This window comes from [Anoxybacillus] calidus, from assembly GCF_013760845.1.
Lineage (GTDB): Bacteria > Bacillota > Bacilli > Bacillales > Anoxybacillaceae > Paranoxybacillus > Paranoxybacillus calidus.
This window is the reverse complement of sequence record NZ_JACDUU010000003.1, coordinates 32,987-59,180: the sequence shown is the minus strand read 5'-3', so window position 1 is coordinate 59,180 and position 26,194 is coordinate 32,987. Positions and strand designations below refer to the sequence as shown.

The following is a 26,194-nucleotide window of genomic DNA, read 5'->3' as shown; positions in this document are numbered from 1 at the left end:
TTAAAATTTTTTTGGAATAATATATAAAACTAGGTTTCTATTATCCGATATAAATAATAGACACCTAGTTTTACATAAAATGGAATGTGAAGTGGGCATCTAACCCGCCCTCACGCCACACCCTCGACGACAAGCGTCTAAGGTGACCGGACCGTCATCGTCCTCACCCACGGCATGACCGAGTGCCTCCATTGATAACGGAAAGGAGACATCTCCGAAAACGAAAAGTGGAAGCGTCCCGCCTAGCTGCGACGGGCAAATGTTCTTCCGGAGCAAGAAGTAGCTTTTTGACTTCGCTCCGGAAGGTTATTTGACCCCGAGCAGCTGGACGCTGGAACTAGACATCTTGCCGCGATTAGCTCTCAAAGCCAAATGTTCTTCACCCGCAGAGGTGCTTGTCACCTCGAGGGGGAAGAACATTTGGCAGAAGAAGGCTAGGCGCTGAAGCTAGACATCCCGAAAAGTGGAGGCGGTCCACCTAGCCGCGACCAGCATTTCGAAGCCACCGAGGAGGCTCAGACCAAACTTTGTTTGGTCTTGCGTGAGTTACTCAAAGAAGTTGACTCAATGTGTTGCCGCCACAGCGGGGCCGAAGCGTCGTGAGGGGATAGCCACCGGAACTAGACACCACCGAAAAGCTAAGCCGCCTCGATTAACCGCCACCAGCATCAAAACAAACAAAACTTGAATCTACAATCATGGAAAACGCTAGAGTGAAATACCTTGTTCATCTGACACAAACGAAAAAAATTCTCCCCGAAGAATAGGGATTTTTCGACAATACTAGCAAAAAGAAAATATGTTTTATGACAATAGAAATTATCATAAAACATACTCATCAAGCTAAAACAATCCTAAAAACTTCTTCTTTTTGATCCGTTCCGGCTGTTGGCGGTCAACGTTTTTCCCTTCAACGAGAAGCTCGGCGTTTTCGTGGAAGAAGTAAACCATTCCCGCTCCAAATTCTTTTTTAATCACTTGATAGGCTTCCCGCATGTGGAAAGCGCGGTTCGTGATGTTGTGCGCATCGGAAGCGATAAAATGTGCTAAGTTTGCCTCGATTGTCTGCAAGGCAAACTTTTTAATTTTCTTGCCGAAATAGCCAGCAACGCTTGCCGCTGTCAGCTGCGTCAAGGCTCCCCGTTTGACAAATTGATAAAGAAGTTCCGGGTTTTCGCTGATTTCCGCGTTGCGCTCCGGATGAACAATGATGGGGACAAGCCCTTTCATTTGTATATCAAACAATAATTGCTCTGCATATCGTGGGACATGATTAGAGGGAAATTCGATAAAGAAGTATGGACTTTCATTGGTCAATGTTAATAGTTCGCCATTTTCATAGTCTTTTAATATATCCCCATAAATGCGCACTTCCTGACCTGGCAAAACGGTTAAAGGAATGTTGCGTTCTTTCAAGACAGCGTTTAGGTGGTCGACGTGCTGTAAAATTTTTTGTTTTGGATTTTCATAGTTTCCGTTTTTATGATGAGGAGTTGCGATGATTTTTGTAATGCCTTCGCTGGCGGCAGCATGTGCCATCGCGATCGCATCGTCGATTGTTTGTGCACCGTCATCAACACCCGGTAAAATATGACTATGTATATCAATCATCGCCTCATCCTCCTGACTGATTTATCTTATTTATTTCCTAACATTCTGGTTGATATTGGATACATCGTTTATCTTAGCATAGGTCTATAGTTCTAACAACTGACATTTTTTGTAGAATTATGTCTAAAAAGATATAAATTCCTCCCCTTCTTTTTATTTTGTGATAAACTATTATTTTCCTAAAAGACCATTATTACTAAGAGAGCCGTGTATTTGGATTAAGAAATATATACTAACAGACGTATTTTGATGGATAAAATCCCCAATGCATGAAAACAAAAAAAGGGCTGACCCCATCCGTGTCAGACCTCACGCACCATCCACCATATATAGTGTTTGTACTATATGGGATGGTTGTGAGGTCTGACACTTTGCTTTCGGTCAGCCTCTTTTTTCATTTATTCATCTTTATTATCGCGATCGTTTACATCTTGTTGATCTTCAATGGTGTCTTCCCGGTCTGGAACGGCATCATTTTCGTCGTCGCCAGGTCCGTTATTCGTGTCGTCTCCTGGAGGTAAGCCATTGTTGTCGTTGTCATTGATAATGTCGTTATTGTCATTGTTATTATCATTGTCAACGTCATCATTTTGGTTGATATCATCAGCTGGATTCATATCATTATCGTTGACGTCTTCGTTTTCTGCTGGCGGCGGTGGGTTTTGGTCATCGTTGTCATCGTTGTTCATATTACAGCCCGTAATGAGCAACGCCGCAAGAAGAGAACCGGAAAGTTTGAGTAGCCATTTTTTGTTCATGATATATTCTCCTTTCTGGGTATTTGTTCATCTTCCTTGTTTAATTTACCCAGTAAAGAGAATATCATACATGATATTTAAAATTTTTTATTCCGCTTGTTTGTCGCCTAACGCAAACATGATTTCTGTTTCGCACACGATCTCGCCGTCGACAGTGGCGATACCTTTCCCTTTGCCGATGGCGCCTTTTGCGCGGATGATTTCGACTTCAAGACGGAGCTGGTCGCCTGGTGTAACTTGTTTTTTGAAACGGCAGTTGTCAATGCCGGCGAAAAAGGCAAGACGGCCGCGGTTTTCTTCTTTTTTGAGCATGGCCACCGCACCGACCTGAGCCAATGCTTCAACGATTAATACGCCCGGCATAACCGGATAGTTCGGGAAATGTCCGTTGAAAAATTCCTCGTTCGCCGTGACATTTTTAATGCCGACTGCCCGCTTTCCTTCTTCGATTTCAAGAATGCGGTCAACGAGCAAAAACGGATAACGATGCGGAATAATTTCTTTAATTTGTTGAATGTCAAGCATATGTATTGCCTCCTTTGTTTCTTTTCCATTCCATTTCTTCTATGGTCCACTAGATGTTTTCATTTCTCCCGTTTGTATCATTGTACCACGAACGCTGCCATTCACACATTTTATTTTAAATTAGATACAAAAAGGAAGGTGTCCCCTTCCTTTCCGTTTGATTGAAACCCTCTAATCTTTTTTGACGATATCTACGATATGTTGCCATGTAGAAGGCTTAAACACATCAAGCGGTTTGCCATCACCGATGACTCCATAACCGATCATCGCACCTGTCATGGTGCTGACGACAATAAGCACCGCGACAATGACAAGACGCAGCCAAATAGGAATTAAGCGGACGCGATAGCGCCTCCAAGGGGGCAGCGTTTGTTTTCCCTCTTGTTGTTCTTCTTTCGTTTCTTCTTTCATTGAACGTTCTCCTTGTCGTTAACGAATTCCGTTAATCAAGCCTAACATTTGGTCGGAAAAAGCTATCGATTTTGCGTTCATTTGATAGGAACGCTGCGTCATGAGCATATCGGTCATTTCCGTGGCTAAGTCGACGTTCGATTGTTCTAACGCAGATTGCTGGATACCAATTTGTCCGCGCAAATTGCCAGTCATATTGACGGCGACATCGTCTTCATTGACGCCATTTGGCAGTCTGTATCTATTTTCCCCAAGCGACTCGAGAAGCTGCGGGCGCAAAATGGTTGTAACACCTAAATCAAACGTCTGCATCACTTCTCCATTCGGCGCAGTGACACGAATGACTCCCGTTGCGGAAATTTGAATATCTTTAAAGCCATCATTAATAAAAATCGGCTCGTTGCGGCTGTCGAGAACTGGATTGCCGTCGCTTGTGACAAGCATAAGCTGATTTGGATTATTCGCAGATGGACTTAAGTAAAACGCGCCGTCTCGCGTATAGCCAATCTCTTCCGTACCGTTTTCATGTTGCATGAGCACGCGGAAAAACTGTCCTTCTTTTGTGAGGGCGACATCCAGCGGACGCCCTGTCTCAACGATTGTCCCCTGCTTCAGCACAAGGCTCGTTGCCGCTAGTTTTGCCCCGACACCGTGACGCACACCGTCTGGAGTTAAGCGGTTTTGTTCATCGTGCGGCAAGTTGTTGAATTGTTGTACGAGCAGTTCGCCGAAGCTCGTTTGCCGGCGTTTATATCCGTTTGTATTGACGTTTGCGATATTATGGCTGATGACATCAAGCTGCTGCTGCAATTGATTCATCGTATTGGCAGCGGTAATCATTGAGCGTAACACCGTTTGTTCCTCCTATAACATTGATCCCGTTCTAATCGTCCGTAAGACTCCCATCTTTACAGGTAAGAGATAACGGACACTAGAAATGCGATACGTTCAACGAACATCTGTGGAAGACCCCACTGATGAAGTTTCACTTTATCTAATCCGTCCAATCTCGTTAACCGCTTTGTCCATGCTTTTATCGTATGCCTGCAATATTTTTTGGTTTGCTTCAAAAGCGCGGTAAGCAGCCATCATATCGGTCATCGAGCGCGCTAAGTCGACGTTGGAACGCTCGAGAAAACCTTGCTGGAGCTGATAGGTCACATTCGGGTTGCCGATCGCGCTCGGAAGCACGCCTGCCTCGCTGCGGAATAGTCCGTTTCCTTCTTTGACAACGCGGTTAGGATTGGCGGCAAAAGCGATATTGATTCGTGTAACGGGAACGTCATTTTCGAAAATCGTGCCGTCTTTAGTGACTTTAAAATTCTCGCTTGTCAGCTGAATGCGTCTGCCATTTTCATCGAGTACATAAAAGCCATCTTGCGTTGTTAAAAACCCTTCCGCATCTAATGTGAAATTTCCGTTACGCGTATAACGAATCTCGCCATTTCCATTTTCGACAACGAAAAAGAGCGCACCTTTCATGCCTGTTTCCGCATCCACTGGTATATTGCCATCGATCAAGGCTATATCTGTGTTTTGTCCTGTTTCTTTTATATCGCCCTGCAGAAAGAGCGGCATCATTTCCTGCATGTACACGCCTGTATTGAGTTCACCGATAGGCCTTTGGCTTCGGAACGAACGCGGCTCTTTTGTCGGAATCGATGTTGTATGTAACCTTGTCAAAAGCATGTCGGGAAAGGCACGCAATGAAGCTTGGTCCGCCTTATATCCAGGCGTATTGGCATTAGCAATGTTGTTCGTTAACATTTCGACGCGGCGCTGCTGGGAAAGCATGCCTGAAGCGGCTGTATAAAATCCTCGTAACACAGGTTTTCACCTCATATATGTATAAATATAGACATGTTTCGTCACAAAAAGTCTATTTCGCCAATTTTCCGACAGAATTTGATAATTTTATTATAAAGCAAACACCTCATAAAAGCGAATAGGTACCATTTCCTAATGGTACCTATTCTAGCAAATTTTATTGTAAAAGTGTGGTTCCCTTGAGAAATGACTAAGAGATTCTATTGCGCTTTTTCTTAGACAAAGTTACGGCTTGGCACTTTGTCGATGTTATCAAGCATAATGCCTGTGCCGATTGCCACGCAGTCCATCGGATTTTCAGCGACTAATACAGGCACTTTCAATTCTTCTGCGAGCAGTTGGTCCATGCCGTGCAGAAGGGCGCCGCCTCCTGTTAAAATGATGCCGCGGTCGATAATATCCGCTGACAACTCAGGCGGTGTGCGCTCCAATACGCTTTTGGCAGCTTGTACAATGACAGCGACTGATTCGCGTAATGCTTTTTCAATTTCTTTTGAACGAACGGTAATCGTGCGCGGCAAGCCTGTAACGAGGTCGCGGCCACGAATATCAATTTCTTCGTCACGTGCGCCTGGGAATACAGTCGCGACTTTTATTTTAATGTCTTCCGCTGTCCGTTCACCAATAAGCAGCTTATACTCCCGTTTGATGTAATTTAAAATTTCCATATCGAACTTGTCCCCAGCCATTTTAATCGAAGAGGCGGTGACAATATCGCCCATTGAAAGAACGGCAATATCTGTTGTACCACCGCCAATATCGACAACCATATTTCCGCTCGGTTGAAAGATATCCATTCCTGCACCAATGGCTGCTACTTTTGGTTCTTCTTCCAGGTACACTTTTTTACCGCCGCTTTTTTCTGCTGCTTCTTTAATCGCTTTTCGTTCTACGGATGTAATGTTCGTCGGGCAGCAAATTAAAATGCGTGGTTTTGCTAAAAAGCCTTTTAAATTTAATTTGTTTAAGAAATGCTTCAGCATTGCTTCCGTAATATCAAAATCCGCAATGACGCCATCTTTCAGCGGCCGAATGGCAACGATATTCCCAGGTGTACGTCCGACCATTCGTCTTGCTTCCTCGCCGACAGCTAGCACTTTATTTGTGTTTTTATCAATCGCCACAACTGATGGTTCATTTAAAACAATGCCTTTTCCTTTTACATAAATGAGCACGTTCGCTGTGCCGAGATCAATACCGATATCTCTTGCAAACATCCATGTTCCTCCTTGCATTCAATCCGTCAATTACTCCTAATTGGTTATTTTAACATATTGTAATGGGAAAAACATACTATTTTCTTAATAAAATACAATGCAAGGAAGAAATTTTTTCATTTTATTGAATCGCTTCTTTTTTATATTTCCTTTTTGTCGCTTCACCGCCTCGCAAATGGCGAATTGATTTATGATAATCAAGAATTTCTTTTACTTCATTAGCCAGCTCGGGATTGATTTCCGGAAGCCGCTCTGTTAAGTCTTTATGAACGGTACTTTTGGAAACGCCAAATTCTTTCGCGATCACGCGAACGGTTTTCCTCGTCTCCACGATATACTTTCCAATCTTGATAGTACGCTCTTTGATGTAATCGTGCACACCACTCGCCTCCCTGAATTGGATGTGAGAAGTGTGAAATGAGACTCGCTTTTGTATACGATAAAAGGTACTTCTACTTGTTCATTTTGAAAATATCTAGGGCCGATTTCTTGCTGTTAATGGACGATCCCCACCTCAAACACTCTCTTTGTAGTTAAGTTTGTATTATTTTATTAGGCAAATGGAGCATATATACCAGAAAAGTCAAGAGGGACAAGTGTTTTGTGCGAATTTTTTTATATTTTGTATTAAAAAATAAAAACGCCCATCCCTTCTCTTCTGAGAAGGAATAGGCGTTTAGAACCGTTTTAGTTACTTGTTCATTATTATTATGTTCTTGCCATTCCGATTGAGGTATCTGGAGTTTTATAAGATTCTTCCCCGGAATGTTGCTCATCAGTTGGTGTGGTTGTGCTTTCATTTGTTGATGGTTCCTCAGATTGAGTTTCTTCATCTGATTGTGTCTGTTCGTCGGATTGTGTTTGTTCATCGGATTGCTGAGATTGCTCATCCGTTGTTTGCGTGTTTTGTTCAGTCGCGTTTTCTTCTCCAGCTTGTTTTGTTTGTTCATCAGAAGCCTGTTCATCAGCTTCTTCTGTTAATGCCGTTAGTGGCTGATCAAAATAGTCGATAGGATTGACTGCTTGGCCGTCTTTGCGAATTTCAAAGTGTGCATGAACGCCTGCCTCTTGATTAAATTGGCTTTGGCCTGCCTTACCGATCACTTCTCCTTGTTCTACTTCATCTCCGGCTTTCACTTTCAGTTCAGCGAGTGATTGATAGACAGTAACCACGCCTTTATCGTGCTCAATTTCTACCACATATCCAAAAATCGGGTCTTTTTCCGCCTTCGTTACCGTTCCGCTTAAAGACGCTGTGACGTCAAAACTTTTTCCATCTTTCATTACAATGTCGATACCTTTATTTTGATGATACGTATTATTATAAAAGACAAGGGCTGCTTCTTGTTCATCTTTTGACGCCTTAGAGTCATAGAACGGTTTTTGAATTTCTATGGAATCTGGATCAAGCACAGGCATGGCAAAACGTTCTAATGCTTCATTGACTGGTACAGCTGGTTCTTCGTCATTGTAAGAAGTGCCTGGCATATCGGAGTTGTACTCATACTCGTCTTCTGCTACTTGATTGTCATTTCTGTTTTGGAACCAAAGCACTCCTGTCAAAATCAAAGCGGCACTAGCTAGATAAATAGCTGGAAATACCCAACGCTTTCTGAACGCACGTCGCAAACTTGGTTTCATTGGAGAAGGCTGTTTCTTTTCTTCCTCTCTCATGTTCATCACCTCAGCAACCATTCTGAACAAAAAGAGGAAAATATATACACACTTTCAAAAAATTTTTTATAAATTGGGGGTCTGACCCCCACCGCTTTAAAGCTTTAAAGAAATGGGGGACAGACCCCCACTTGCCCCCCACTTATTTCTTTGCGGTTAGTTTGTTCAAGAAGGCGGTGGCGGAGGTAATGTTGACTCCTTGATAATAGTATTTAACAATTTGGTCATACGTTTTTCCTTCTTGCGCCATGCCGTTTGCTCCATATTGGCTCATGCCAACTCCATGGCCGTATCCTTTTGTCGTAATGACGATTTCGTCTCCTTTACGCATCCATGTAAAATCTGTTGATTTTAAGTCGAGTTTTTCGCGCACTTCCCGACCTTTCAATTTTTTTCCATTAATTTCTACCGTTTCTACACGTTTACCAGGTGTTCGTGAAAGAACAATTCCGACCGAACCATCTTTTGGAAGTGTCACGCCGAGCTTTTTCTCAAATTCAGCGACAGACATGACTTTTCGGTCATAAAATTTCGGTGACTCCTTATCCCAAGGGCTGGCAACGCTTTTTAAATAAGGAAAGGCATTTTCCCAATACGCTTCGGAATTTTCCGTAAAGCCGTTGCTCGTTGAGAAAAACGAAGCTTCAATCGGAATGTTATTATAGGTTAGAATTTGTCCACGCGTTGCTTGAACGGCCTCGGTAATCTTTTTGATCTTCCAGCTGTAATCCGTTCCCCATAAGCGCTTTAATTCTTCATCGCTATAGTACACTTGGTGCATGATGGTATCCGTAACGTTTGCACCTTTTGGCATGCTAATTGGTTGGTCATTGATCATTTGCTTAACGATATACGTTCTTGCTGTCAATGCTTGTGCCTTAAGCGCCTCTAATTCAAACTCAGCCGGCATTTCGGCTGCGACGACCCCAATGACATATTGCTCTAACGGAATATGTTCAATCTTCTTCTCTTTGCTTCGGTACACGGCTACTTCTACTGCCGGTCCTCCATTTTTGCCGTTTGTTTCTACTGATGACGATGATGGTTGCTGTTGAATCCCTTCAGATAGTTTTCCATCTACTTTTTCACTAAATGGTACGACTAACAAAGTAGGAATAAGCAATACGATGACAAATAAGAATGCTACTAGTACGATGAAGGGTTTTACACGTTTCATAGCTCGAGCCTCCAATGTGAAATTTTCAAAGAGCAAAGAAGCGGCTGAGATTTTTCCGCCTTTTATATACAGGCGCGGCAATCTGGGTGTAAGATGCTTATTGCCTCAATCTCCATATTGACTAAACTGGCCTCTTTATTACATTGTTATGGGCTTGGACAAGTATATATGACAATTTGAATGAGGAAATCGGGAAAGCATAGAATATAGATGAGGGGAAAAAGGTTTGCGGAAAAAGAAAAAAGAACTCGAAAATGAGTTCCCACTGCCATATTCCTTCCTGTTCTTCTACTTTTGCCGCAAGCGATTCAATCACGCCACGATGCTGCACTTCTTCTAAATGTTTCTTCCATTGCATTTTTGGCAAAAACGAAAATCAAATAAAAAACGACCATTCACTACTTCTTTGAGCGTAGTTCACGGTCGTTTTTGTTCGTTTCAAATATTAATATTATTTACATCAGTTACTGCTGCATCTTGAACAACACTTTCTTCCTCGTTTACCCGCTCAATATCAGCTCCAAGAGCGGCTAGTTTTTCATGGAAACGAACATATCCGCGGTCAAGATGCTTCAATTCCGTTACACGTGTGTAACCTTCTGCTACTAATCCAGCTAAAATTAACGCTGCCGCCGCACGTAAATCCGTCGCTGCTACTTCCGCCCCTTGCAAATTACAAGGACCGTTAATGATGACGGAACGACCTTCAATTTTAATATCTGCATTCATGCGGCGAAACTCTTCAACGTGCATAAATCGGTTTTCAAATACTGTTTCTGTAAGCATACTTGTGCCTTCTGCTTTTAAAAGCAATGCCATCATTTGCGATTGCATATCCGTTGGGAATCCTGGATGCGGCATTGTCTTTACATCAACCGCTTTTAATTTTTCTGGACCGATAACACGCAATCCTGTTTCCTCTTCAATAATCGTCACGCCCATTTCTTCCATTTTTGCAATGAGCGAGCTCAAATGTTCAGGAACAGCTCCTTGTACTAATACATTGCCACCTGTAATCGCTGCAGCAACCATGAATGTACCTGCCTCAATGCGATCAGGAATAACCGTATGCGTCGTGCCATGTAACTTAGCTACACCGTCAATTCGAATCGTTCCCGTTCCTGCACCACGTACTTTTGCCCCCATTGCATTGAGGAAATTCGCTAAATCCACAATTTCCGGCTCTTTAGCGCAGTTTTCAATCACGGTTGTCCCTTCTGCCAAAACAGCAGCCATCATAATATTTTCAGTCGCTCCCACGCTCGGGAAGTCCAAGTAAATTTTTGCACCGCGAAGTTTTCCTTTTACTTCTGCATCGATAAAACCGTTTCCTACTTTCACCGAAGCCCCCATCGCTTCAAAACCTTTTAAATGTTGGTCAATCGGGCGTGAACCGATGGCGCATCCGCCAGGTAAAGCCACACGCGCACGGCCATGGCGCGCAAGTAATGGTCCCATTACAAGAACAGAGGCACGCATTTTACGCACATATTCAAATGGGGCTTCCAGTTTGAGCTCTCGTGATGCATCTACAGTGATTTTATTTTCTTCCATCGTTACTTCTGCATTTAAATAACGCAATACCTCACTGATTGTATATACATCGGAGAGAGCAGGTACATCATAAATTACACTTTTTCCTTCACTTGCTAATAAGGTTGCGGCGATGACAGGTAAAACGGCATTTTTCGCACCTTCTACTTTGACTGTGCCGTTTAACCGCTTTCCGCCACGGACGATGATTTTTTCCAAGGTATTCCCCTCCGCGTCCAAATTCTCTATATTAATATTCAATCGTGATGATTGGGGTTCCAACTACGATGGTAGTCTTTTCGCCCAATCCTGTGGTTCTTAATGCTAGTTGTATGTTCATAAGCTGATTTTTGCTGGGGAGCGCGTTCTCCCACTGCTCAGTATATGCGGATACTGAGACAAATGTCTCTTCTTGCAATGCTTCAACTGGTTTTGCTTGAAATTCAGCTAAAAGATGATTTGCTCTATTAAACAAAACACCTTTCATCTTATCACTGAATTGCCCTTTTACACAAGAGAAAAGTGTAGGTTCTTTCACAAAGATTTTAGACAAGTTTTTCCGGGTTTCTTCAAGAACTGCTTGTGAGTTTGCTTCGCTCCAACCAAATCCCTTCATTTCATAGGAGATATACGTTTGGGGCTTGTTGTTTGTGACGGTCATTACTAATTGAATTTTTTCTTTAACAGAGGAATGTTCGTACAGGCCTGTCGCTTTCCATATGTCGTTGTCTTTTTTTACTGCCCATTGAAATTGACGATGTTTTTCCTTTAGTTCATTTGCTTTTTGTAAAAAAGTTGAATGATCTTTTACTGTTTGGGAATACTCTCTTGTGTAAATAACCCATTCTTCGATCTTTGCGCCGTTTTTCTGCAGCACACGAGCCATTTCTTTTATTTCTGTAAATGGCTCTTTCCCCTTTGCTTCGCCCAATGAATATTGATACATAACGGTGATAACACTAAGCATGAAAACAATGATGATCATCTTTATCTTTCTCATACTGTTTCACTTCCTCTCCTTAGCTGTTATTGTTGCCATATTGGAAGTGAACATACACAAAAAAAGTCGACAAAATCACAAAAAATACTGGATAATTTTAGGGGGAAAGTTCACGAAAAAAGGCCTGACCTAAAAGTCATGCGTCAGGCCCCAAAGCTACCATATTACACGTGAGGTCAGACGATGGTGAGTTGGAAAGTTTCACAAAACAAAACAAAATAAAAAAGAGATAGATCAAAAGCAACGTGTCAGACCCCACCATTATATAGAACATTACATTATGAAATGCATGTGAGGTCAGACACTTACAGGTCAGCTCCCTCGGAATATGAGCGGAAGCTGACGCGACCATGATAAATAATCTAGAAAAAAGTTGCTTACGGTCGAACCGATCGCAATCGTAAGCAAAATGTAAAATATGCGCGCTTGCATGACCCGATTCGGCTTTAATATTTTTTCAATATGCACCCCTTGCAGCGTCCACCATGTTAAAGCAATAAACACGAGATGGGACAAAATGTTAACGAAAGCTTGATAACCAAAGCCCGACATATATTTCCACTCCTTTTCATCAATCAAATAAAAAGAAGAGGCGTCTAGTCCTCTTCTATATTCTTAACGCTTGTTTAGCTAAAAAAGTCCCCAAAGTGCTCAAATTGATTTAAGAAATCGTAAGCAATGCTTGGAATAATTCCAAATACAATTGTACCAATTGCACAGAAAATGACAACTATCATGACTCCGAGCGGCAGCTTCATTGGAGTTTGCTCCACTGCTGGTCGGAAAAACATTTGCGTCAAAATCCCGAAATAATACACGTATGAAATGACGGTTGTCGCAATCATCACCGCTGCAAGTACGTAATGAGCTGGCTCTGTGACAAACGCCCCTAAAAAGATGTTTACTTTGCCGATAAAGCCGGCTGTTCCTGGAATGCCGGCAAGCGATAAAATGAAAATTCCCATCGCAACCGCAACAAGTGGAGAGCGGTGGTAAAGACCGGCAAACTGACTAATATCCTCAGAATCTGACTTGTCGGTCATCACTTGTAAAATCGCAAATGCTCCAAGGTTCATTAATAAATACGCGACTAAATAAAACCAAATCGAATCAACGATAAACATCGACATGGTCACAAATCCAACGAGTAAATAACCGGCATGAGCGATGCTTGAGTAAGCAAGCATCCGCTTCACATTGCGCTGCTTGAGAGCGATTGTATTACCGATGATCATCGTTGCCCCCGCTAAAAAGGCGATATAATCCTGCATCGACAATAACATGGATGACGAATTCGTGCCTTCAGCTGGAGTCCCAGAAAACATGTAAATCATTAAACGTAGAACAATGACAAATCCAGCCGTTTTAGAAACGACGCTTAAAAATGCCGTAACAGGCGTTGGCGCTCCTTGGTACACATCAGGTGCCCACATATGGAACGGCGCAGAGGCCAACTTAAAAGAAAGACCGACAAATAACATCAGCAGCGCAAGCGCCAGTAAATATTGCTGGCCCATATCAATAATCGCGCTAAGTCGGCCGGCAATGTCTTTTAAATTCGTTGTTCCTGTTAAGCCGAAAACATAACTCATTCCGAATAACGTAATGGCTGTCGAAATTCCGCCGTTAATGACATATTTCATTGCCGACTCATTCGACCGTACATGTTTTTTGCGCAAACCGACTAGTATGTAAGAGGAAATCGACAACAGCTCAAGACCGACAAACAGTGTAATCAAATCGCCGCTTGATGCCATCATCATCGCACCAAGCAAAGCAGTTAAAAACAAATAGTAAAATTCACCGCGATACCGTATGCCTTCTGCAGGCTGATAATCCATTGCCAACAGAATAACAAGAGCAGCACCGGCTAATAAGATGAACTTAAATGCTTTCGCAAACGAGTCAAGCCGGAATGTATCCTCTAAAATGGAAGTCACTTCGACAGGTAATAGTCCTACTAATGAGATAAGAGCCACCATGACGCCGGCGAATGCGAACCATCCAAGCAAACGACGGTCTTTTTCGCTAGGCATAAACAGGTCGATGAGCGAGAGAATGGTCGCAACGCCAAGAATGATAAACTCTGGTATCATAATGCCCCATTTATATTGCAATAAAGTTTCTAACTCCATTCCTCTCACCCTCCTAACCCATTCATAATCGTCTCTAATGTTGCTTGCAATGGTTCCGCTAAAATGTTCGGATACACGCCAATTAGAACAATCAGCGCGACTAATAACCATACTGGAAGCGCTTCGATAAAGCGGATATCCATCACGCCGGCATAATCACGATTCGCGTTGCCGTATGTGACCGTTAATACAGCGCGCAATAAATAGACAGCGGTCATAATAATGCCGAGTGCTCCAATCGCAGCAATGACCGGATTCACTGCAAACAGTCCTAAAAACGCTGTAAATTCACTAACGAAACCTGACATTCCTGGTAATCCAAGTGATGCCATCGCTCCCGCTAATAAGAAACCTGCTGTAAGCGGCATTGCTTTCGCCAAGCCCCCCAGCTTGTCAATCATAGTCGTATTTACCCGTTCATACAAGACACCGACTAAGAAGAACAAGAGAGCGGAAATTAAACCGTGGGAAACGACTTGGAAAATCGCCCCTTGAATGCCTGCTTCGTTTAATGCGCCTAAACCAATTAAGACAATTCCCATATGGGAAATACTTGAGTAGGCCAGCACCATTTTGAAATCATTTTGAATGAATGCTAAAAACGCGCCATATAGCAAATTAACGACACCTAAAATGGCGATGAATGTCGCTAAATTTCGAAATTCCTCGGGAAATAATCCAAGGCCAAAGCGGATTAAACCGAATGCCCCGATTTTTAATAAGACGCCTGAATGCAGCATAACAATGGACGGAGGCGCTTGAACGTGAACGCGCAACATCCAGCTATGAAGCGGAACAATCGGCAATTTTACGCCGAAAGCCACTAGTAAAGCAATCAGTAAACCGTAACGCAAATCCTCGGAAATCGGTGCCATCATTTGCGCTTGGGCAGCTGGGTCATTAAATATTTCTTTTAACAGTGCGATGTTCGATGTGCCTGTACGTGCTAATAAGATTAAAATAACAAGCAGTAAAACCGCTGAGCCGATTCCGTTATAAATTAAATAGCTATAAGCTGCTCTTTCCCGTTCGAAATAGCCCCATTTGCCAATTAAAAAGAACATTGGAATAAGCGTAATTTCAAAGAAAATAAAGAACAAGACTAAGTTTTCTGCCGCAAAGACACCAAGCATGCCAATTTCTAAAAGAAGAAACAGCATAAAATAGCCTTTCCATTCTTTCTTAATATGAATGGACGCGACAGCAGCGAACGTTGCCAAAATCGTCGTTAACACAATCATGACAAGGGCAAAACCATCAATGCCTAATTCGTAGTCAACAGTAAATGTATTTTTATTTAAAAACGTAAATTTGCCAAAATGAATCCAACTCCGTTTTTCTTGGAGGCTGCTTATGTCATATCCAGAAAGATATTGCACAAACGCCAGCAATGCAAAAAACAAAGACGGAAGCGTTGCTAAAAATCCGATCAGTTTAATCATTTGCTCTTGCGTTTTTGGCACGAAAGCTAAGGCAATAATGCCAAGCAGCGGGGAGAAAACGAGCAAGGAAAGAAAATACATTTCATTCATTATAAGTACCCCCCTGTTAAAGCAAGAATCGCGACGAGTGCCGCTAAACCGATAATGGTCACAGCGCCATACATTTGTACTTGTCCGTTTTGCAGCCTTGCTCCCGCTTTACCAACACCTTGTGTCAGCACTGCAACCGCACTGGCGGCTCCTTCGACGATAAAGCGGTCGATATACTTAAGCAGCAGGCTGACTACTTTTGCCGCATAGACGACCGTTAATTGATAAAATTCGTCGATATAATATTTATTTAAAAGCACATGATAAAAGATAGACGTTCTTGAGCTGAGCCAATCTCTTGATAGCGATTTTTTGCCGTACATGAGCCATGCCAGCAAAATGCCAAGCAATGAAACAGCGGTTGCAACAATCATAATCCAGCTAGGTGCTTCATGATGCGCGTGCATATCTGTTCCTTCTGTTAACCAATCGCCAAGGAACGTACCAAACCAAGGTGTGTTCACATAACCAGCTACGACCGATAAAATGCCAAGCACGATCATTGGCAATGTCATCACAAACGGTGACTCATGCACCTCTTTTACATCACCACGTGCTTCTCCGGTAAACACGAGGAAAAACAGTCTAAACATATAAAATGCCGTAAAGAAGGCTGCTGCTACAGCGAGCCAGAACAACACTGTATGGCCGTGTGTCCAAGCTGCGACTAAAATTTCATCTTTACTAAAAAATCCGGAAAAGAGCGGAACACCACTAATCGCTAACGTTCCAATTAAAAATAACGGTGCGGTAATCGGCATTTTTTTCCAAATACCACCCATTTTTTCAATATCTTGCGTATGAACGGCATGAATGACACTTCCAGCCGCCAAGAACAACAATGCTTTAAAGAAGGCGTGCGTCATTAAATGGAACACACCAGCTACATAACCGGCAGATCCGAGAGCAAGCATCATGTAACCGAGCTGACTGACCGTTGAATAAGCGAGCACGCGCTTAATATCCGTTTGTACTAAGCCGATGGAAGCAGCAAAAATCGCCGTAAATCCACCGACAATCGCGACCGTTAACATCGCGATATGGCTTGCTTCATAAAGCGGGAATAACGTTGCGACTAAATACACCCCTGCTGCAACCATCGTTGCTGCGTGAATTAATGCCGATACAGGTGTCGGGCCTTCCATCGCATCTGGAAGCCATGTATGAAGCGGAAACTGACCGGATTTACCGACCGCTCCGATAAAAATCAAAATCGCCGATAACGTAATCATGGTCTCCGAAACCTTTCCCGCTTGTACAGCGGCAAATATGTCTGCATATTCAAAGCTTCTAATTTCCCAAAACAGCAAAATCATGCCAATCAATAAACCGACATCACCGATGCGCGTCATAATAAATGCTTTTTTTGCAGCCGCTTTTGCTTCTTCTTTGTAGAAGTAAAAACCGATTAATAAGAACGAACCGAGACCAACAAGCTCCCAAAAGATATAGGTTTGCAATAAGTTCGGCGAGATGACAAGCCCGAGCATTGCGAACGTAAACAGTCCTAAATATGCATAAAAGACCGGAAATCTTTCATCGCCGTGCATATATCCTTTGGAATATATATGTACAAGAAAGCTAACAAGCGATACAACAACAAGCATGAGCGCATTCAACTGATTCACTTCAAACCCCGCTGTTAGCTTAATCGTTCCGACTGTTAACCAAACTTGCTCTGCTTTTAATGTCGGCGCATTCAAACGATCAAATAGTACCATAACCGAATAAACGAAAGAAATAAACGTCAGCAAAATGCCTATATACGCACTACTTTCCTTCAATCGTTTACCTACTACAAGCAGAATCAAGAACGAGAAAAGCGGGAAAAGCGGTATGATCCAGGCATTTTCCATCATTGTATCACAATCCCCTTTTTCAAGCGGCTGCGAGTGAGCCGCTAATCTTTATCAACAAACCCCTTTTTACCCGTGAAATTAATGTTTCATCGAATCGATTTCATCAATATGAACCGTCTTACGATTACGATAAAGCGACATTAAAATCGCAAGGCCAACCGCTACCTCTGCGGCAGCAACTGTAATCGTAAACAGCGAGAACACTTGTCCGGTAATACTTGGATGGACTCCATATTTACTGAACGCAACTAAATTGATGTTAACGGCATTTAACATGAGCTCAATACAAATGAGCACAATGACCGTATTTCGCTTTGTCAACGCTCCGTATAAACCGATACAGAACAACACTAACGCAAGGATAAGGTAGGCGGACAATGGAACAGCACTCATTATTTTTTCGCCTCCTCATTATCTTTTTTCGCTAAAATAATCGCTCCGACAAGCGCTACTAATAATAAAACAGATGTTAGTTCAAATGGAATGAGGTACTTGGAATATAGAGCGATACCGATTTGTTCTGTATTTTTTTCATGAAGCGTTGTTGCCTGTCCACCAAGGTCTAAGTCGTCAATGCCGAAATACACGGCAACACCAAACACAGCAACTGCTAAAAATATCAATGTTTTACGAAGAAATCCCCCTGTTGAATATCCTTCATCTTGATGACGTGTTAACATGATACCGAACAACATGATAATCGTAATCGCTCCCGAATAAATGAGCACTTGAACAGCGGCGACGAATTCAGCGGATAAAAGAATGTATATACCGGCAATGCTGACGAACGTAAATACAAGGGCCACGACCATATGGACCACTTTTGTTAAATTTAACATCAATACTCCGCCGGCAATCGCCACAAGCGCAAGACAGAAAAAAGCTAAATACTCTCCGCTCATGGCTTATTCCCCTTTCTCACATTCGTATCGTTTTCATCGAGCCATTCCAAGTTTTTAAACAGTGCGTCGCGACTATATTCGGCCAGTTCAAAGTTATTCGTCATGACGATAGCCTCAGTCGGACAGACCTCGGTACAAAGGTCGCATAAAATGCATATTTCAAAGTTAATGTCGTACGTATCAATGATTTTCCCTTTTTTTGTCGGGTCTGGATGCTTTTTACCCGTCAGCTGAATACAGTCGGTTGGACAAATGTTCGCGCATTGATTACAAACGATACATTTTTCCGGATAAAATTTTTGAATGCCGCGAAACCGATCAGGAAGCGGAAGCGGTTCATTTGGATAATCGTATGTGACTTTTTCCTTTGTTAAGTTTTTCAGGGTATATTTTAAACCTTTCGCTAAGCCAAGCAAACTTTGTCACCCCTCTAATTAGAAAAATAATTCCTTAATCAGCGCTGTGATAAAAATATTTGCCAACGCTACCGGAAGCAACACTTTCCAACCAAATTCCATCAACTGGTCAGCCCTTAGACGCGGGAAAGTGATGCGGAACCAAATTAATAAAAAGACGATGAAGCTAAATTTCAGCGAGAACCAAACCGCTCCTGGAATAAAGTCAAGAAACATGACTGGCTGCCACCCGCCTAAAAACAGCACCGTTGTTAGCGCGGACATCGCAAAGAAATAAACATATTCCGCAAGCATAAAGAATGCCCAGCGAAATCCGGAATACTCGACATGGAATCCGGCAACAAGCTCCGACTCTGCTTCCGGCAAGTCAAACGGCGTCCGGTTTAATTCGGCAACAGAAGCGATTAAAAAGACGAGAAAACCAATGGGTTGAATAAAAATGTACCAAACATCTTCCTGCGCTTCAACAATATCATTCAAATTGAGACTGCCTGTTAAAAGAATGACACCAAGCACAGACATAACAAGCGGAATTTCGTATGAAATCATTTGCGCCGCGGCGCGCATTCCGCCTAAAAGCGCATATTTATTGTTCGATGCCCACGCTCCGGTCACAACGCCAACCGTCGTTAATCCAGAAATGGCAATGTAGTAAAGCAAGCCGACACCGATATCCGCAAACTGCAGCTTATCCGTAAATGGAATGGTTGCTAACACCATAAATGCAGGCGCAAACGCGATGACAGGCGCCAAAATAAATAACGGTCGGTCTGCTGCTTTTGGAATTGTATCCTCTTTTAACAAAAGCTTTAACACGTCAGCAACGGTTTGCAATAGACCCCAGCGCCCGCCAACTTGGTTCGGGCCGTAGCGGCCTTGCATAAAGCCCATCACTTTACGTTCGGCGAGAATTCCGTAAGTAACAAAACCTAAAACAACTAATAACAGCGCTGTCCCAAGCCCGAAAAAGATGGCGACATTCGTCCAGCTTGGCACTGACTGTAATAATTCCTCCATCATTATCCATCGACCTCCCCGAGTACAATGTCAATTGCACCAAGAATCGCAATTAAGTTTGCGATATTTTCACCTTTTAATAGTTTCGGGAGTATTTGCAAGTTATAAAAAGATGGCCGACGGAATTTTAAGCGATATGGTTCTTTTTTACCATCACTTGCGATATAACAGCCGATTTCTCCGCGCGGTGATTCAATCCGTACGTATGCTTCCCCTGGCGGCGCTTTAATGATGCGTGGCACTTTCGCCATAATTTCTCCATCTTTTGGAAACTGCTCACATGCCTGCTCGATGATTTTCAATGATTCTTCGATTTCGGCAAGGCGGCACTCATAGCGGGCAAAACAGTCGCCGTCTTCACGCACGGGGACATCAAAGTCAAAACGATCATAAATCGAATACGGTTCATTTTTGCGTAAATCCCATTTAACCCCCGTACAGCGAAGGTTTACGCCGCTTAATGAATAGGCAAGCGCATCTTCTTTTGTATATTTGCCGACACCAATAACACGGTTGCGGAAAATTTCGTTTCCTGTTACGAGCTCATGATAGCCTGCTAGCTGTTTGCGCATATAAGGAACGAAATCTTTGACTTTTTCAATCCAGCCATCCGGAGCATCCCATTTTACTCCGCCAACGCGCATATAGTTAAACGTCAAACGCGCTCCTGATAACTCATTTAATAGATTAATAATCATTTCGCGCTCACGGAAGGCATAGAGGAATGGGCTGACGGCACCGATGTCCAATAAATACGTTCCCCACCAGACGAGGTGACTTGCAATACGCCCTAACTCCATCGCTAAGACACGCAAATATTCAGCCCGCTCTGGCACTTCAATCCCCATCATCGTCTCCACCGCATGACAGATGACATAGTTGTTCGTCATCGCTGATAAATAGTCCATTCGGTCCGTATAAGGGATAATTTGCGTATATTGCAAGCTTTCAGCAATTTTCTCTGTTCCGCGGTGAAGATAACCAATAACAGGTGTAGCTTCCTTAATGATTTCTCCATCGATTTTTAACACGAGACGAAATACACCGTGCGTACTCGGATGTTGTGGTCCAACGTTAAGAAGCATTTCTTCTGTGCGAAGCATGAGCTACACCTCCACATCATACGGTTCATAGTCTTTTCGAAGCGGATGACCGACCCAATTTTCTCCTAAAAAGATGCGAATTAAATTCGGATGGCCTGTAAATTGAATCCCGAGCAAATCATACGCTTCACATTCCGGCCAATTCGCTCCCGGCCAAAGCGGAACGAGCGAATCAATTTCCGGATTGTCTCGGTCAATCTTTACTTTTAACGCAACGGATTGATTGTTTTTGTAAGAATACAAGTGAACGTACACTTCCATATGAGTTTGAAAATCTGTTCCGTGCAGTTCCGATAAATAGTCAAATCCAAGTTGTTCATTAAACTTTAAGAACTGCGCTATCTTAAAATATGTATCTTTTTTTGCGACAAGTGTCGGAACATCTTTAGAAAGCCGGTTAATGTAAGCATCTTCTAGTACATCTTCACCAAGATGTTCTTTAATGACTTTCACATATTTTTCGAGAAAGACTTGATTCGGTGACGGTTTCTCTTCCTGCTTTGGAGTTTCTGCCGCTTGAGCTTGCGCCACTTTTGCTTTTGCGGCTGCGGCTGCTTTTGCTTTCGCGGCGGCAATCGCTTTCGCCTTGGCCTTAGCGATTTCGTCCTCGTTCGCTTCCGTATTGCCTTGTTGTTTGGCCAATGCCGCAGCTTTCGCCTTTGCGGCGGCAGCGGCCTTCGCCTTCGCTGCTGCGATTGCTTTTTGTTTGGCTAATTCATCACTGTCAGACGCTTCTTTCTCCCCGCTTTGTTCAGCCGCCTTTTGTTTCGCTAATGCTGCGGCTTTTGCTTTTGCTGCCGCTTTTTTCTTTGCTAACTCAAGGTCGTCCTCTGATTGTCCTAAAGCACCCTCTTGTTCTGCTTCTTTTGCTTTTTGCTTTGCCAGCGCTGCGGCCTTCGCTTTCGCTGCCGCCGCCGCTTTTTTCTTTGCTAACTCAAGGTCATCGGCTGCTTCCTCAGATCCTTCCTCTTGCTTTGCTTCTTGTGCCTTCTGCTTTACCAGCGCTGCAGCTTTTGCCTTTGCTGCTGCCGCGGCTTTTTTCTTCGCCAATTCTAAATCGTCTTCTGCCGACTTAGTCTTCTCCTGCTCTGCTTCCTTCGATTTTTGCTTCTCCAGCGCTGCGGCCTTCGCCTTTGCTGCCGCCGCCGCTTTTTTCTTCGCTAACTCAAGAGCGTCATCTTTTTCATCTGCTTCTTCTTGCTTCGCTTCCGCCTCTGTATTCAATGAAACCGCTTCCGAGATTGTTTGCTCGGTTTGCTCCACTTCCTTTTTTGCCGCCATCCGCTCACGGGCCAGTTGTTTCGCCCTTTCTGCGGCTTCTTTTTTCCGCTGCTGTAAATCTTTCTCGTCACTCATCGATTACAGCACCTTCTTCCCTGTCTTTGCTTCATAACGAATTTTTTCTTTTAATTTATTAATTCCGTAAATTAAGGCCGCTGGGTTAGGTGGACAGCCCGGGATATAGACGTCAACCGGTACAATTTGGTCGACACCTTTGACGACGCAATATGATTTGACATATGGACCTCCTGCTGTGGCACAAGAGCCCATCGCAATCACCCATTTCGGTTCAGGCATCTGATCATATAAACGGCGAACAATCGGTGCCATTTTTTTCGTGACCGTCCCCGATACAATCATGACGTCAGATTGGCGAGGGGACGTACGGAAGAAGGAGCCAAAACGGTCCAAATCATAATGTGAAGAACCGACTCCCATCATTTCAATTGCACAGCAAGCAAGCCCAAATGTTAACGGCCATAACGAATTGCTTCTTGCCCACGCCTTTAACTGTTCAAGCGTTGTCAAAAAGACGTTTCGTCTCAGCTCTTCCATTTCTTCTTCAGGTACATTCAATAATTTTACATCCATTTTAACACCTTCTTCTTCCAAGCATACACGAGTCCAATCACAAGCATGATGACAAAAATCAACATCTCAATCAGAGCAAACAAACCTAGCTTATCATACGCTACGGCCCAAGGATATAAAAATACGGTTTCTACATCAAAAATGACAAATAAAAGGGCAAAAATGTAGTAGCGTACATTAAATTGAACGCGTGAATCATGAAACGGTTCAATCCCGCTTTCATACGTCGTTTGCTTCACAACATTCGGCGCATGCGGCCGTAAAAAGCGCCCCGCTGTAAGCGCTATAACTGGAAGCAAAATACCTAAACATAAAAAGACAAACACGATTAAATAGTTATTAAGATACACATTTAACAACGTGACATCTGCCCCCTTTGTTGACTTAATCAAACTTTTCAAAATGGTCTCATAATTAAGACAATGTAACCGATACCATTATAACATTTATATCCAGTAGTGTCGACCAACCGTAGGCAAGAAAAGCGGAGGCGAGCGCCTAACGTCATACGGACATAAAAAAGAAGCGGAGGGGGCAACGGAGATATTCAAAAGTTGATCTCGTTGCCGCGATTATGAATGGTCAAATTGTGGAAGTACCATACGAACGGCAGACATTGAAATATATCGTACAAGGGAAAGATCATCATCCTATAGTGGTAGTTATCGCAGAAAACAAAGATTTAGATTGCTCAATTTGATTTAGAAGAACCGCTCCACCCTATAAATGGAAAGCTGGAATTAGACCTAGAAATAGCTTAACTCTACGCTTCCTTTTCATACATCTATATGGCTGTTTTTGGACTTACCCGTATTAGATTCATGTCGCCAATATCTATGTTACTTACAATTTTATTTGAAACTATTTTTGATAAGCCTATGTTCCCACTGTCTGCTTGAATGTGAATATTTTCTCCATTCAAATCAATTTTTTTACGTCCCCGGATTTCAATACGACGTTATATTTTGAGCAGCAACATCATTTCAGAGCTGGTCATGACTATATCGAATGAAGATGAATGATTTTAGACCAAATTGATTTAGATTTTCCATTCTCCCTCTGAATTGTAAATAAATTATTTTAGCACTGAAATACTTCCGTTATGAGTGGTTAGCATTATAAGGTTTTCTCCATTTCCGATAACAGCATTCCCATTATATTTATTCAGGATATTCACTTTTCCATTGCCGACGGAGACATTGAATTGAACATTCGTTGGCTCTTTTTCAGTTTTAATCGAGATACTTCCATTATTCGTATCAAAATTGATATTTCGATCAAGTTCTTCTGTTATAAGAGAGATGCTTCCGTTATTAGTTTTCCCTTCAAGTTTTCCCTCAACACGATCAAGTATAATTCTTCCATTATCCGTTTTCACCTGAATATTTTGTGCCATTATGTCTTTCAAGTCCATACGTCCATTGTTTGATTCTGCATGAATATTTTGTGAATAGATATCTTTCAATTCAACACGCCCATTGTCTGTATTTATATCAAAATGTGTTACCTTTAATTGTTTGACAAAAATGTAGCCATTATCACTGGAAACTTTTAATGAGTCATACTGTTTTTCAGGTAAATAAACATTCAATGTTATTGGTTCTAATACATCAAAAATGTCTAAGTTGATCCAGCTGCGTTGCTTTTCATTATAAGTAATAAAAAGAGTTGAATCTTTAACGTTACTAGCGAATGATCTTTCTATGTTATAGGAAGTTTTTCCATCTAATGTCACTTTCACCATATTATCTGTTGCAGGAGAAATGTTAACACGAACATTATCAGTATCTATATTAACGATTGATACTTGCTTATTGTTGATGACCTTTTCTTCTGAGAAAGGTTCTGGGGCAACAAAACGATAAGTGATTAGACTTCCAGCAATACCAATAATGAAAAGAATACCTGCAATGATGGAGAGTTTCTTTTTATTGATCATGCTTTAAACCACCTTTCACTAGCGCTACATTAAACTTTAAATAGCGAACAAATCCGTTTTTAGCTAGTTTCGTTACAAATAACATACCGATTACAATGAAATATCCAATACCACAAAGTGCTAAAGAAACGAAAAGATTAAAGAGTTTTAATGTAAATGCACTTGGATGTAAAATAGCATCAATAATAACGAGAAGCGGGGAGGCTATAAGTGATATTCCCATCACCCAACCCGAAAAAATGAATGCTGCTAATGCAATGGCAGGCGCAAAAACAATTACTAAATTGAAAAAACCTAATCCAATTACTGCCCAAATTGCACGGAACATATTTCCTAGCGTCGCACTCGTCGTTACTTTGTCAAGATGATAATCTGCCAATATCTCTTTTGCTATTTGAGATGGAGAACCTAATGATGCCGCAATTTCTTCTTCGGTTTTTCCTTCCTCTAATCCGAAAGTAAAATGTTCTTCATAGTCTTGTAAAATATCTGCACGTTCTTTTTCAGATAATCGTTTTAAGGAGTCATTTAGTTGTTGTAAAAATTTATCTTTCGTCATGGTTCACACCTTCCTTAATCAATTGATTCACTCCATTGGAAAATTCGTTCCATTCATCAATAAGTTGGTATAAATACTTTCTTCCTTTATTTGTAAGTTTATAGTACTTCCTTGAAGGGCCCTCACTCGATTCTTGTAAATACGTTGTGAAATACCCTTCTTTCGTTAACCTTCTCAATAATGGATATATAGATCCTTCCGATATTTCAATTTGATCAGAAATCTTCTGTACTAGCTCGTATCCGTACCGATCCTGTTTATCCAATAGCACAAGCACACAAAGCTCTAGTACACCTTTTTTAAATTGTACGTTCAATGTTTCATCACCCTATCCATATATTATCCACTACCTTTCATTATTCAGTACCAATCTGTAAAATGTAGCCGGCAAATATAATATATCACTCAGTATCTTTTATTGCAAGGTAGTGTTTATAAATTATTTGACATGATAGGTAGAGGTTAAGGCTAGGAAAATGAGGATTTATCATATAAGCATCAAACAGAAGAAAAACCTTGGCATTGCAATCACTGAATCTCCAGTTGCCTCTATTCGAGCGGTTAAACAAGGACAAAGAGCCCATCGCAAAGAACAATTTTATCAAATGGAGCGATTCTCTTTTATATTTTTTGCAAAATAAGAAGGGCGACCCCTTAAAGGAAATTTTTAATTCCTTTTGGGTCAGCCCCTTCCTTATCATCATATAATTAGTCGCGTGCACCCGCTACGTTTAAGCGGTTAATTGCCCGTTTTAAAGCAAGCTCTGCACGTTTGAAATCGACATCTTCTTGTTTGCTTTGTAAACGTCGCTCAGCGCGTTCTTTCGCTGCCTTCGCGCGCTCAACATCGATGTCCTCTGCTTTTTCTGCCGCTTGCGCTAAAATGGTTACTTGATCTGGGCGAACTTCAAGGAAGCCTCCACTAACTGCGACTAACTCAGTGTTGCCTCCCTTTTTTAACCGTACAGCTCCAATGTTTAGCGGAGTGACCATCGGAATGTGCCCCGGCAAAATGCCAAGTTCACCGCTTTGTGCTTTCGCGCTTACCATTTCCACATCTGCTTCATACACTGGGCCATCAGGAGTAACTACACTGACTTTAATCGTCTTCATTTAAAATACCTCCT

Annotated in this window: 29 protein-coding genes; 1 reads left to right on the top strand and 28 read right to left on the bottom strand. The window is 42.3% G+C overall.

Translation table 11 applies throughout. The features are described 5' to 3' along the window. Nucleotides 1–843 precede the first annotated feature (843 nt). From HNQ85_RS07180 to HNQ85_RS07065, 24 genes are all read right to left on the bottom strand, one after another. Entirely contained in the window at nucleotides 844–1,611 is a 768-nt protein-coding gene (locus HNQ85_RS07180) for a tyrosine-protein phosphatase (protein ID WP_181537073.1), read from the bottom strand. 398 nt (nucleotides 1,612–2,009) lie between these two features. Continuing rightward, nucleotides 2,010–2,369, bottom strand: a complete 360-nt coding sequence (locus HNQ85_RS07175) for a hypothetical protein (RefSeq protein WP_181537072.1) — start codon at nucleotides 2,367–2,369, stop codon at nucleotides 2,010–2,012. Between the two features lie 87 nt (nucleotides 2,370–2,456). Further along, on the bottom strand, nucleotides 2,457–2,894 hold the full coding sequence (gene fabZ / locus HNQ85_RS07170) for a 3-hydroxyacyl-ACP dehydratase FabZ (RefSeq protein WP_181537071.1): 438 nt from the start codon (nucleotides 2,892–2,894) through the stop codon (nucleotides 2,457–2,459). 171 nt (nucleotides 2,895–3,065) lie between these two features. Then, on the bottom strand, nucleotides 3,066–3,305 hold the full coding sequence (locus HNQ85_RS07165; protein WP_181537070.1) for a DNA-directed RNA polymerase subunit beta: 240 nt from the start codon (nucleotides 3,303–3,305) through the stop codon (nucleotides 3,066–3,068). Nucleotides 3,306–3,323: 18 nt separating this feature from the next. After that, the gene (locus HNQ85_RS07160) at nucleotides 3,324–4,157 is read right to left on the bottom strand and encodes a flagellar hook-basal body complex protein (protein ID WP_181537069.1); all 834 of its coding nucleotides are present in this window, start codon (nucleotides 4,155–4,157) and stop codon (nucleotides 3,324–3,326) included. Between the two features lie 138 nt (nucleotides 4,158–4,295). Continuing rightward, nucleotides 4,296–5,132: a flagellar hook-basal body complex protein gene (locus tag HNQ85_RS07155; protein ID WP_181537068.1), complete on the bottom strand. Its 837-nt coding sequence runs from the start codon at nucleotides 5,130–5,132 to the stop codon at nucleotides 4,296–4,298. A gap of 215 nt (nucleotides 5,133–5,347) precedes the next feature. Continuing rightward, a complete protein-coding gene (gene mreB, locus HNQ85_RS07150; protein ID WP_181537067.1) occupies nucleotides 5,348–6,349 on the bottom strand; it encodes a rod shape-determining protein in 1,002 nt (333 codons plus the stop codon). 121 nt (nucleotides 6,350–6,470) lie between these two features. Further along, nucleotides 6,471–6,728, bottom strand: coding sequence for a sporulation transcriptional regulator SpoIIID (gene spoIIID, locus HNQ85_RS07145; protein WP_181537066.1), 258 nt, complete (start codon nucleotides 6,726–6,728; stop codon nucleotides 6,471–6,473). Nucleotides 6,729–7,057: 329 nt separating this feature from the next. Next, the gene (locus HNQ85_RS07140; protein WP_181537390.1) at nucleotides 7,058–8,023 is read right to left on the bottom strand and encodes a M23 family metallopeptidase; all 966 of its coding nucleotides are present in this window, start codon (nucleotides 8,021–8,023) and stop codon (nucleotides 7,058–7,060) included. Nucleotides 8,024–8,165: 142 nt separating this feature from the next. Next, nucleotides 8,166–9,200, bottom strand: a complete 1,035-nt coding sequence (gene spoIID / locus HNQ85_RS07135; RefSeq protein WP_181537065.1) for a stage II sporulation protein D — start codon at nucleotides 9,198–9,200, stop codon at nucleotides 8,166–8,168. 438 nt (nucleotides 9,201–9,638) lie between these two features. Then, a complete protein-coding gene (gene murA / locus HNQ85_RS07130; RefSeq protein ID WP_181537064.1) occupies nucleotides 9,639–10,952 on the bottom strand; it encodes a UDP-N-acetylglucosamine 1-carboxyvinyltransferase in 1,314 nt (437 codons plus the stop codon). 31 nt (nucleotides 10,953–10,983) lie between these two features. Further along, nucleotides 10,984–11,733, bottom strand: coding sequence for a YwmB family TATA-box binding protein (locus tag HNQ85_RS07125; RefSeq protein ID WP_181537063.1), 750 nt, complete (start codon nucleotides 11,731–11,733; stop codon nucleotides 10,984–10,986). A gap of 312 nt (nucleotides 11,734–12,045) precedes the next feature. Beyond that, nucleotides 12,046–12,285 carry a DUF1146 family protein gene (locus tag HNQ85_RS07120; RefSeq protein WP_181537062.1) on the bottom strand — a complete coding sequence of 80 codons (240 nt, stop codon included), beginning with the start codon at nucleotides 12,283–12,285 and terminating at the stop codon, nucleotides 12,046–12,048. A 74-nt stretch (nucleotides 12,286–12,359) separates the two neighbouring features. Beyond that, the gene (nuoN, locus tag HNQ85_RS07115) at nucleotides 12,360–13,868 is read right to left on the bottom strand and encodes an NADH-quinone oxidoreductase subunit NuoN (protein ID WP_181537061.1); all 1,509 of its coding nucleotides are present in this window, start codon (nucleotides 13,866–13,868) and stop codon (nucleotides 12,360–12,362) included. A gap of 5 nt (nucleotides 13,869–13,873) precedes the next feature. Beyond that, nucleotides 13,874–15,400: an NADH-quinone oxidoreductase subunit M gene (locus tag HNQ85_RS07110; RefSeq protein ID WP_181537060.1), complete on the bottom strand. Its 1,527-nt coding sequence runs from the start codon at nucleotides 15,398–15,400 to the stop codon at nucleotides 13,874–13,876. Further along, a complete protein-coding gene (gene nuoL / locus HNQ85_RS07105; protein ID WP_181537059.1) occupies nucleotides 15,400–17,259 on the bottom strand; it encodes an NADH-quinone oxidoreductase subunit L in 1,860 nt (619 codons plus the stop codon). Before nuoL ends, HNQ85_RS07110 begins: the two co-directional genes overlap by 1 nt. A 78-nt stretch (nucleotides 17,260–17,337) precedes the next feature. Next, entirely contained in the window at nucleotides 17,338–17,652 is a 315-nt protein-coding gene (gene nuoK, locus HNQ85_RS07100) for an NADH-quinone oxidoreductase subunit NuoK (protein ID WP_181537058.1), read from the bottom strand. Beyond that, nucleotides 17,652–18,161 (bottom strand): NADH-quinone oxidoreductase subunit J, encoded by a 510-nt coding sequence (locus HNQ85_RS07095; RefSeq protein ID WP_181537057.1) that lies wholly within the window; start codon nucleotides 18,159–18,161, stop codon nucleotides 17,652–17,654. The genes nuoK and HNQ85_RS07095 overlap by 1 nt, the downstream gene beginning before the upstream one ends. After that, nucleotides 18,158–18,577 carry an NADH-quinone oxidoreductase subunit NuoI gene (gene nuoI / locus HNQ85_RS07090; RefSeq protein WP_044749367.1) on the bottom strand — a complete coding sequence of 140 codons (420 nt, stop codon included), beginning with the start codon at nucleotides 18,575–18,577 and terminating at the stop codon, nucleotides 18,158–18,160. The genes HNQ85_RS07095 and nuoI overlap by 4 nt, the downstream gene beginning before the upstream one ends. 18 nt (nucleotides 18,578–18,595) lie before the next feature. After that, a complete protein-coding gene (gene nuoH / locus HNQ85_RS07085) occupies nucleotides 18,596–19,597 on the bottom strand; it encodes an NADH-quinone oxidoreductase subunit NuoH (RefSeq protein ID WP_181537056.1) in 1,002 nt (333 codons plus the stop codon). Continuing rightward, nucleotides 19,597–20,697, bottom strand: coding sequence for an NADH-quinone oxidoreductase subunit D (locus HNQ85_RS07080; protein WP_181537055.1), 1,101 nt, complete (start codon nucleotides 20,695–20,697; stop codon nucleotides 19,597–19,599). Before HNQ85_RS07080 ends, nuoH begins: the two co-directional genes overlap by 1 nt. 3 nt (nucleotides 20,698–20,700) lie before the next feature. Further along, nucleotides 20,701–22,053 carry an NADH-quinone oxidoreductase subunit C gene (locus HNQ85_RS07075; protein WP_181537054.1) on the bottom strand — a complete coding sequence of 451 codons (1,353 nt, stop codon included), beginning with the start codon at nucleotides 22,051–22,053 and terminating at the stop codon, nucleotides 20,701–20,703. Nucleotides 22,054–22,056: 3 nt separating this feature from the next. Beyond that, entirely contained in the window at nucleotides 22,057–22,569 is a 513-nt protein-coding gene (locus HNQ85_RS07070) for a NuoB/complex I 20 kDa subunit family protein (RefSeq protein ID WP_027408015.1), read from the bottom strand. Then, complete coding sequence (locus HNQ85_RS07065) at nucleotides 22,560–22,928, bottom strand: NADH-quinone oxidoreductase subunit A (RefSeq protein ID WP_181537053.1); 369 nt, start codon at nucleotides 22,926–22,928, stop codon at nucleotides 22,560–22,562. The genes HNQ85_RS07070 and HNQ85_RS07065 overlap by 10 nt, the downstream gene beginning before the upstream one ends. Nucleotides 22,929–23,083: 155 nt before the next feature. On the opposite strand from HNQ85_RS07065, the gene HNQ85_RS18045 reads away from it, so the two are divergent. Continuing rightward, complete coding sequence (locus HNQ85_RS18045; protein ID WP_407638471.1) at nucleotides 23,084–23,269, top strand: DUF4258 domain-containing protein; 186 nt, start codon at nucleotides 23,084–23,086, stop codon at nucleotides 23,267–23,269. A 375-nt stretch (nucleotides 23,270–23,644) separates the two neighbouring features. Here HNQ85_RS18045 and HNQ85_RS07060 read toward each other — a convergent pair whose 3' ends face one another. From HNQ85_RS07060 to HNQ85_RS07045, 4 genes are all read right to left on the bottom strand, one after another. Next, complete coding sequence (locus tag HNQ85_RS07060; protein WP_181537052.1) at nucleotides 23,645–24,508, bottom strand: DUF4097 family beta strand repeat-containing protein; 864 nt, start codon at nucleotides 24,506–24,508, stop codon at nucleotides 23,645–23,647. Further along, nucleotides 24,498–25,067, bottom strand: a complete 570-nt coding sequence (locus tag HNQ85_RS07055; RefSeq protein WP_044749360.1) for an HAAS signaling domain-containing protein — start codon at nucleotides 25,065–25,067, stop codon at nucleotides 24,498–24,500. The genes HNQ85_RS07060 and HNQ85_RS07055 overlap by 11 nt, the downstream gene beginning before the upstream one ends. Beyond that, nucleotides 25,054–25,383, bottom strand: coding sequence for a PadR family transcriptional regulator (locus tag HNQ85_RS07050; RefSeq protein WP_044749359.1), 330 nt, complete (start codon nucleotides 25,381–25,383; stop codon nucleotides 25,054–25,056). The genes HNQ85_RS07055 and HNQ85_RS07050 overlap by 14 nt, the downstream gene beginning before the upstream one ends. A 392-nt stretch (nucleotides 25,384–25,775) precedes the next feature. Beyond that, nucleotides 25,776–26,180 carry a F0F1 ATP synthase subunit epsilon gene (locus HNQ85_RS07045; protein ID WP_181537051.1) on the bottom strand — a complete coding sequence of 135 codons (405 nt, stop codon included), beginning with the start codon at nucleotides 26,178–26,180 and terminating at the stop codon, nucleotides 25,776–25,778. Nucleotides 26,181–26,194 lie beyond the last annotated feature (14 nt).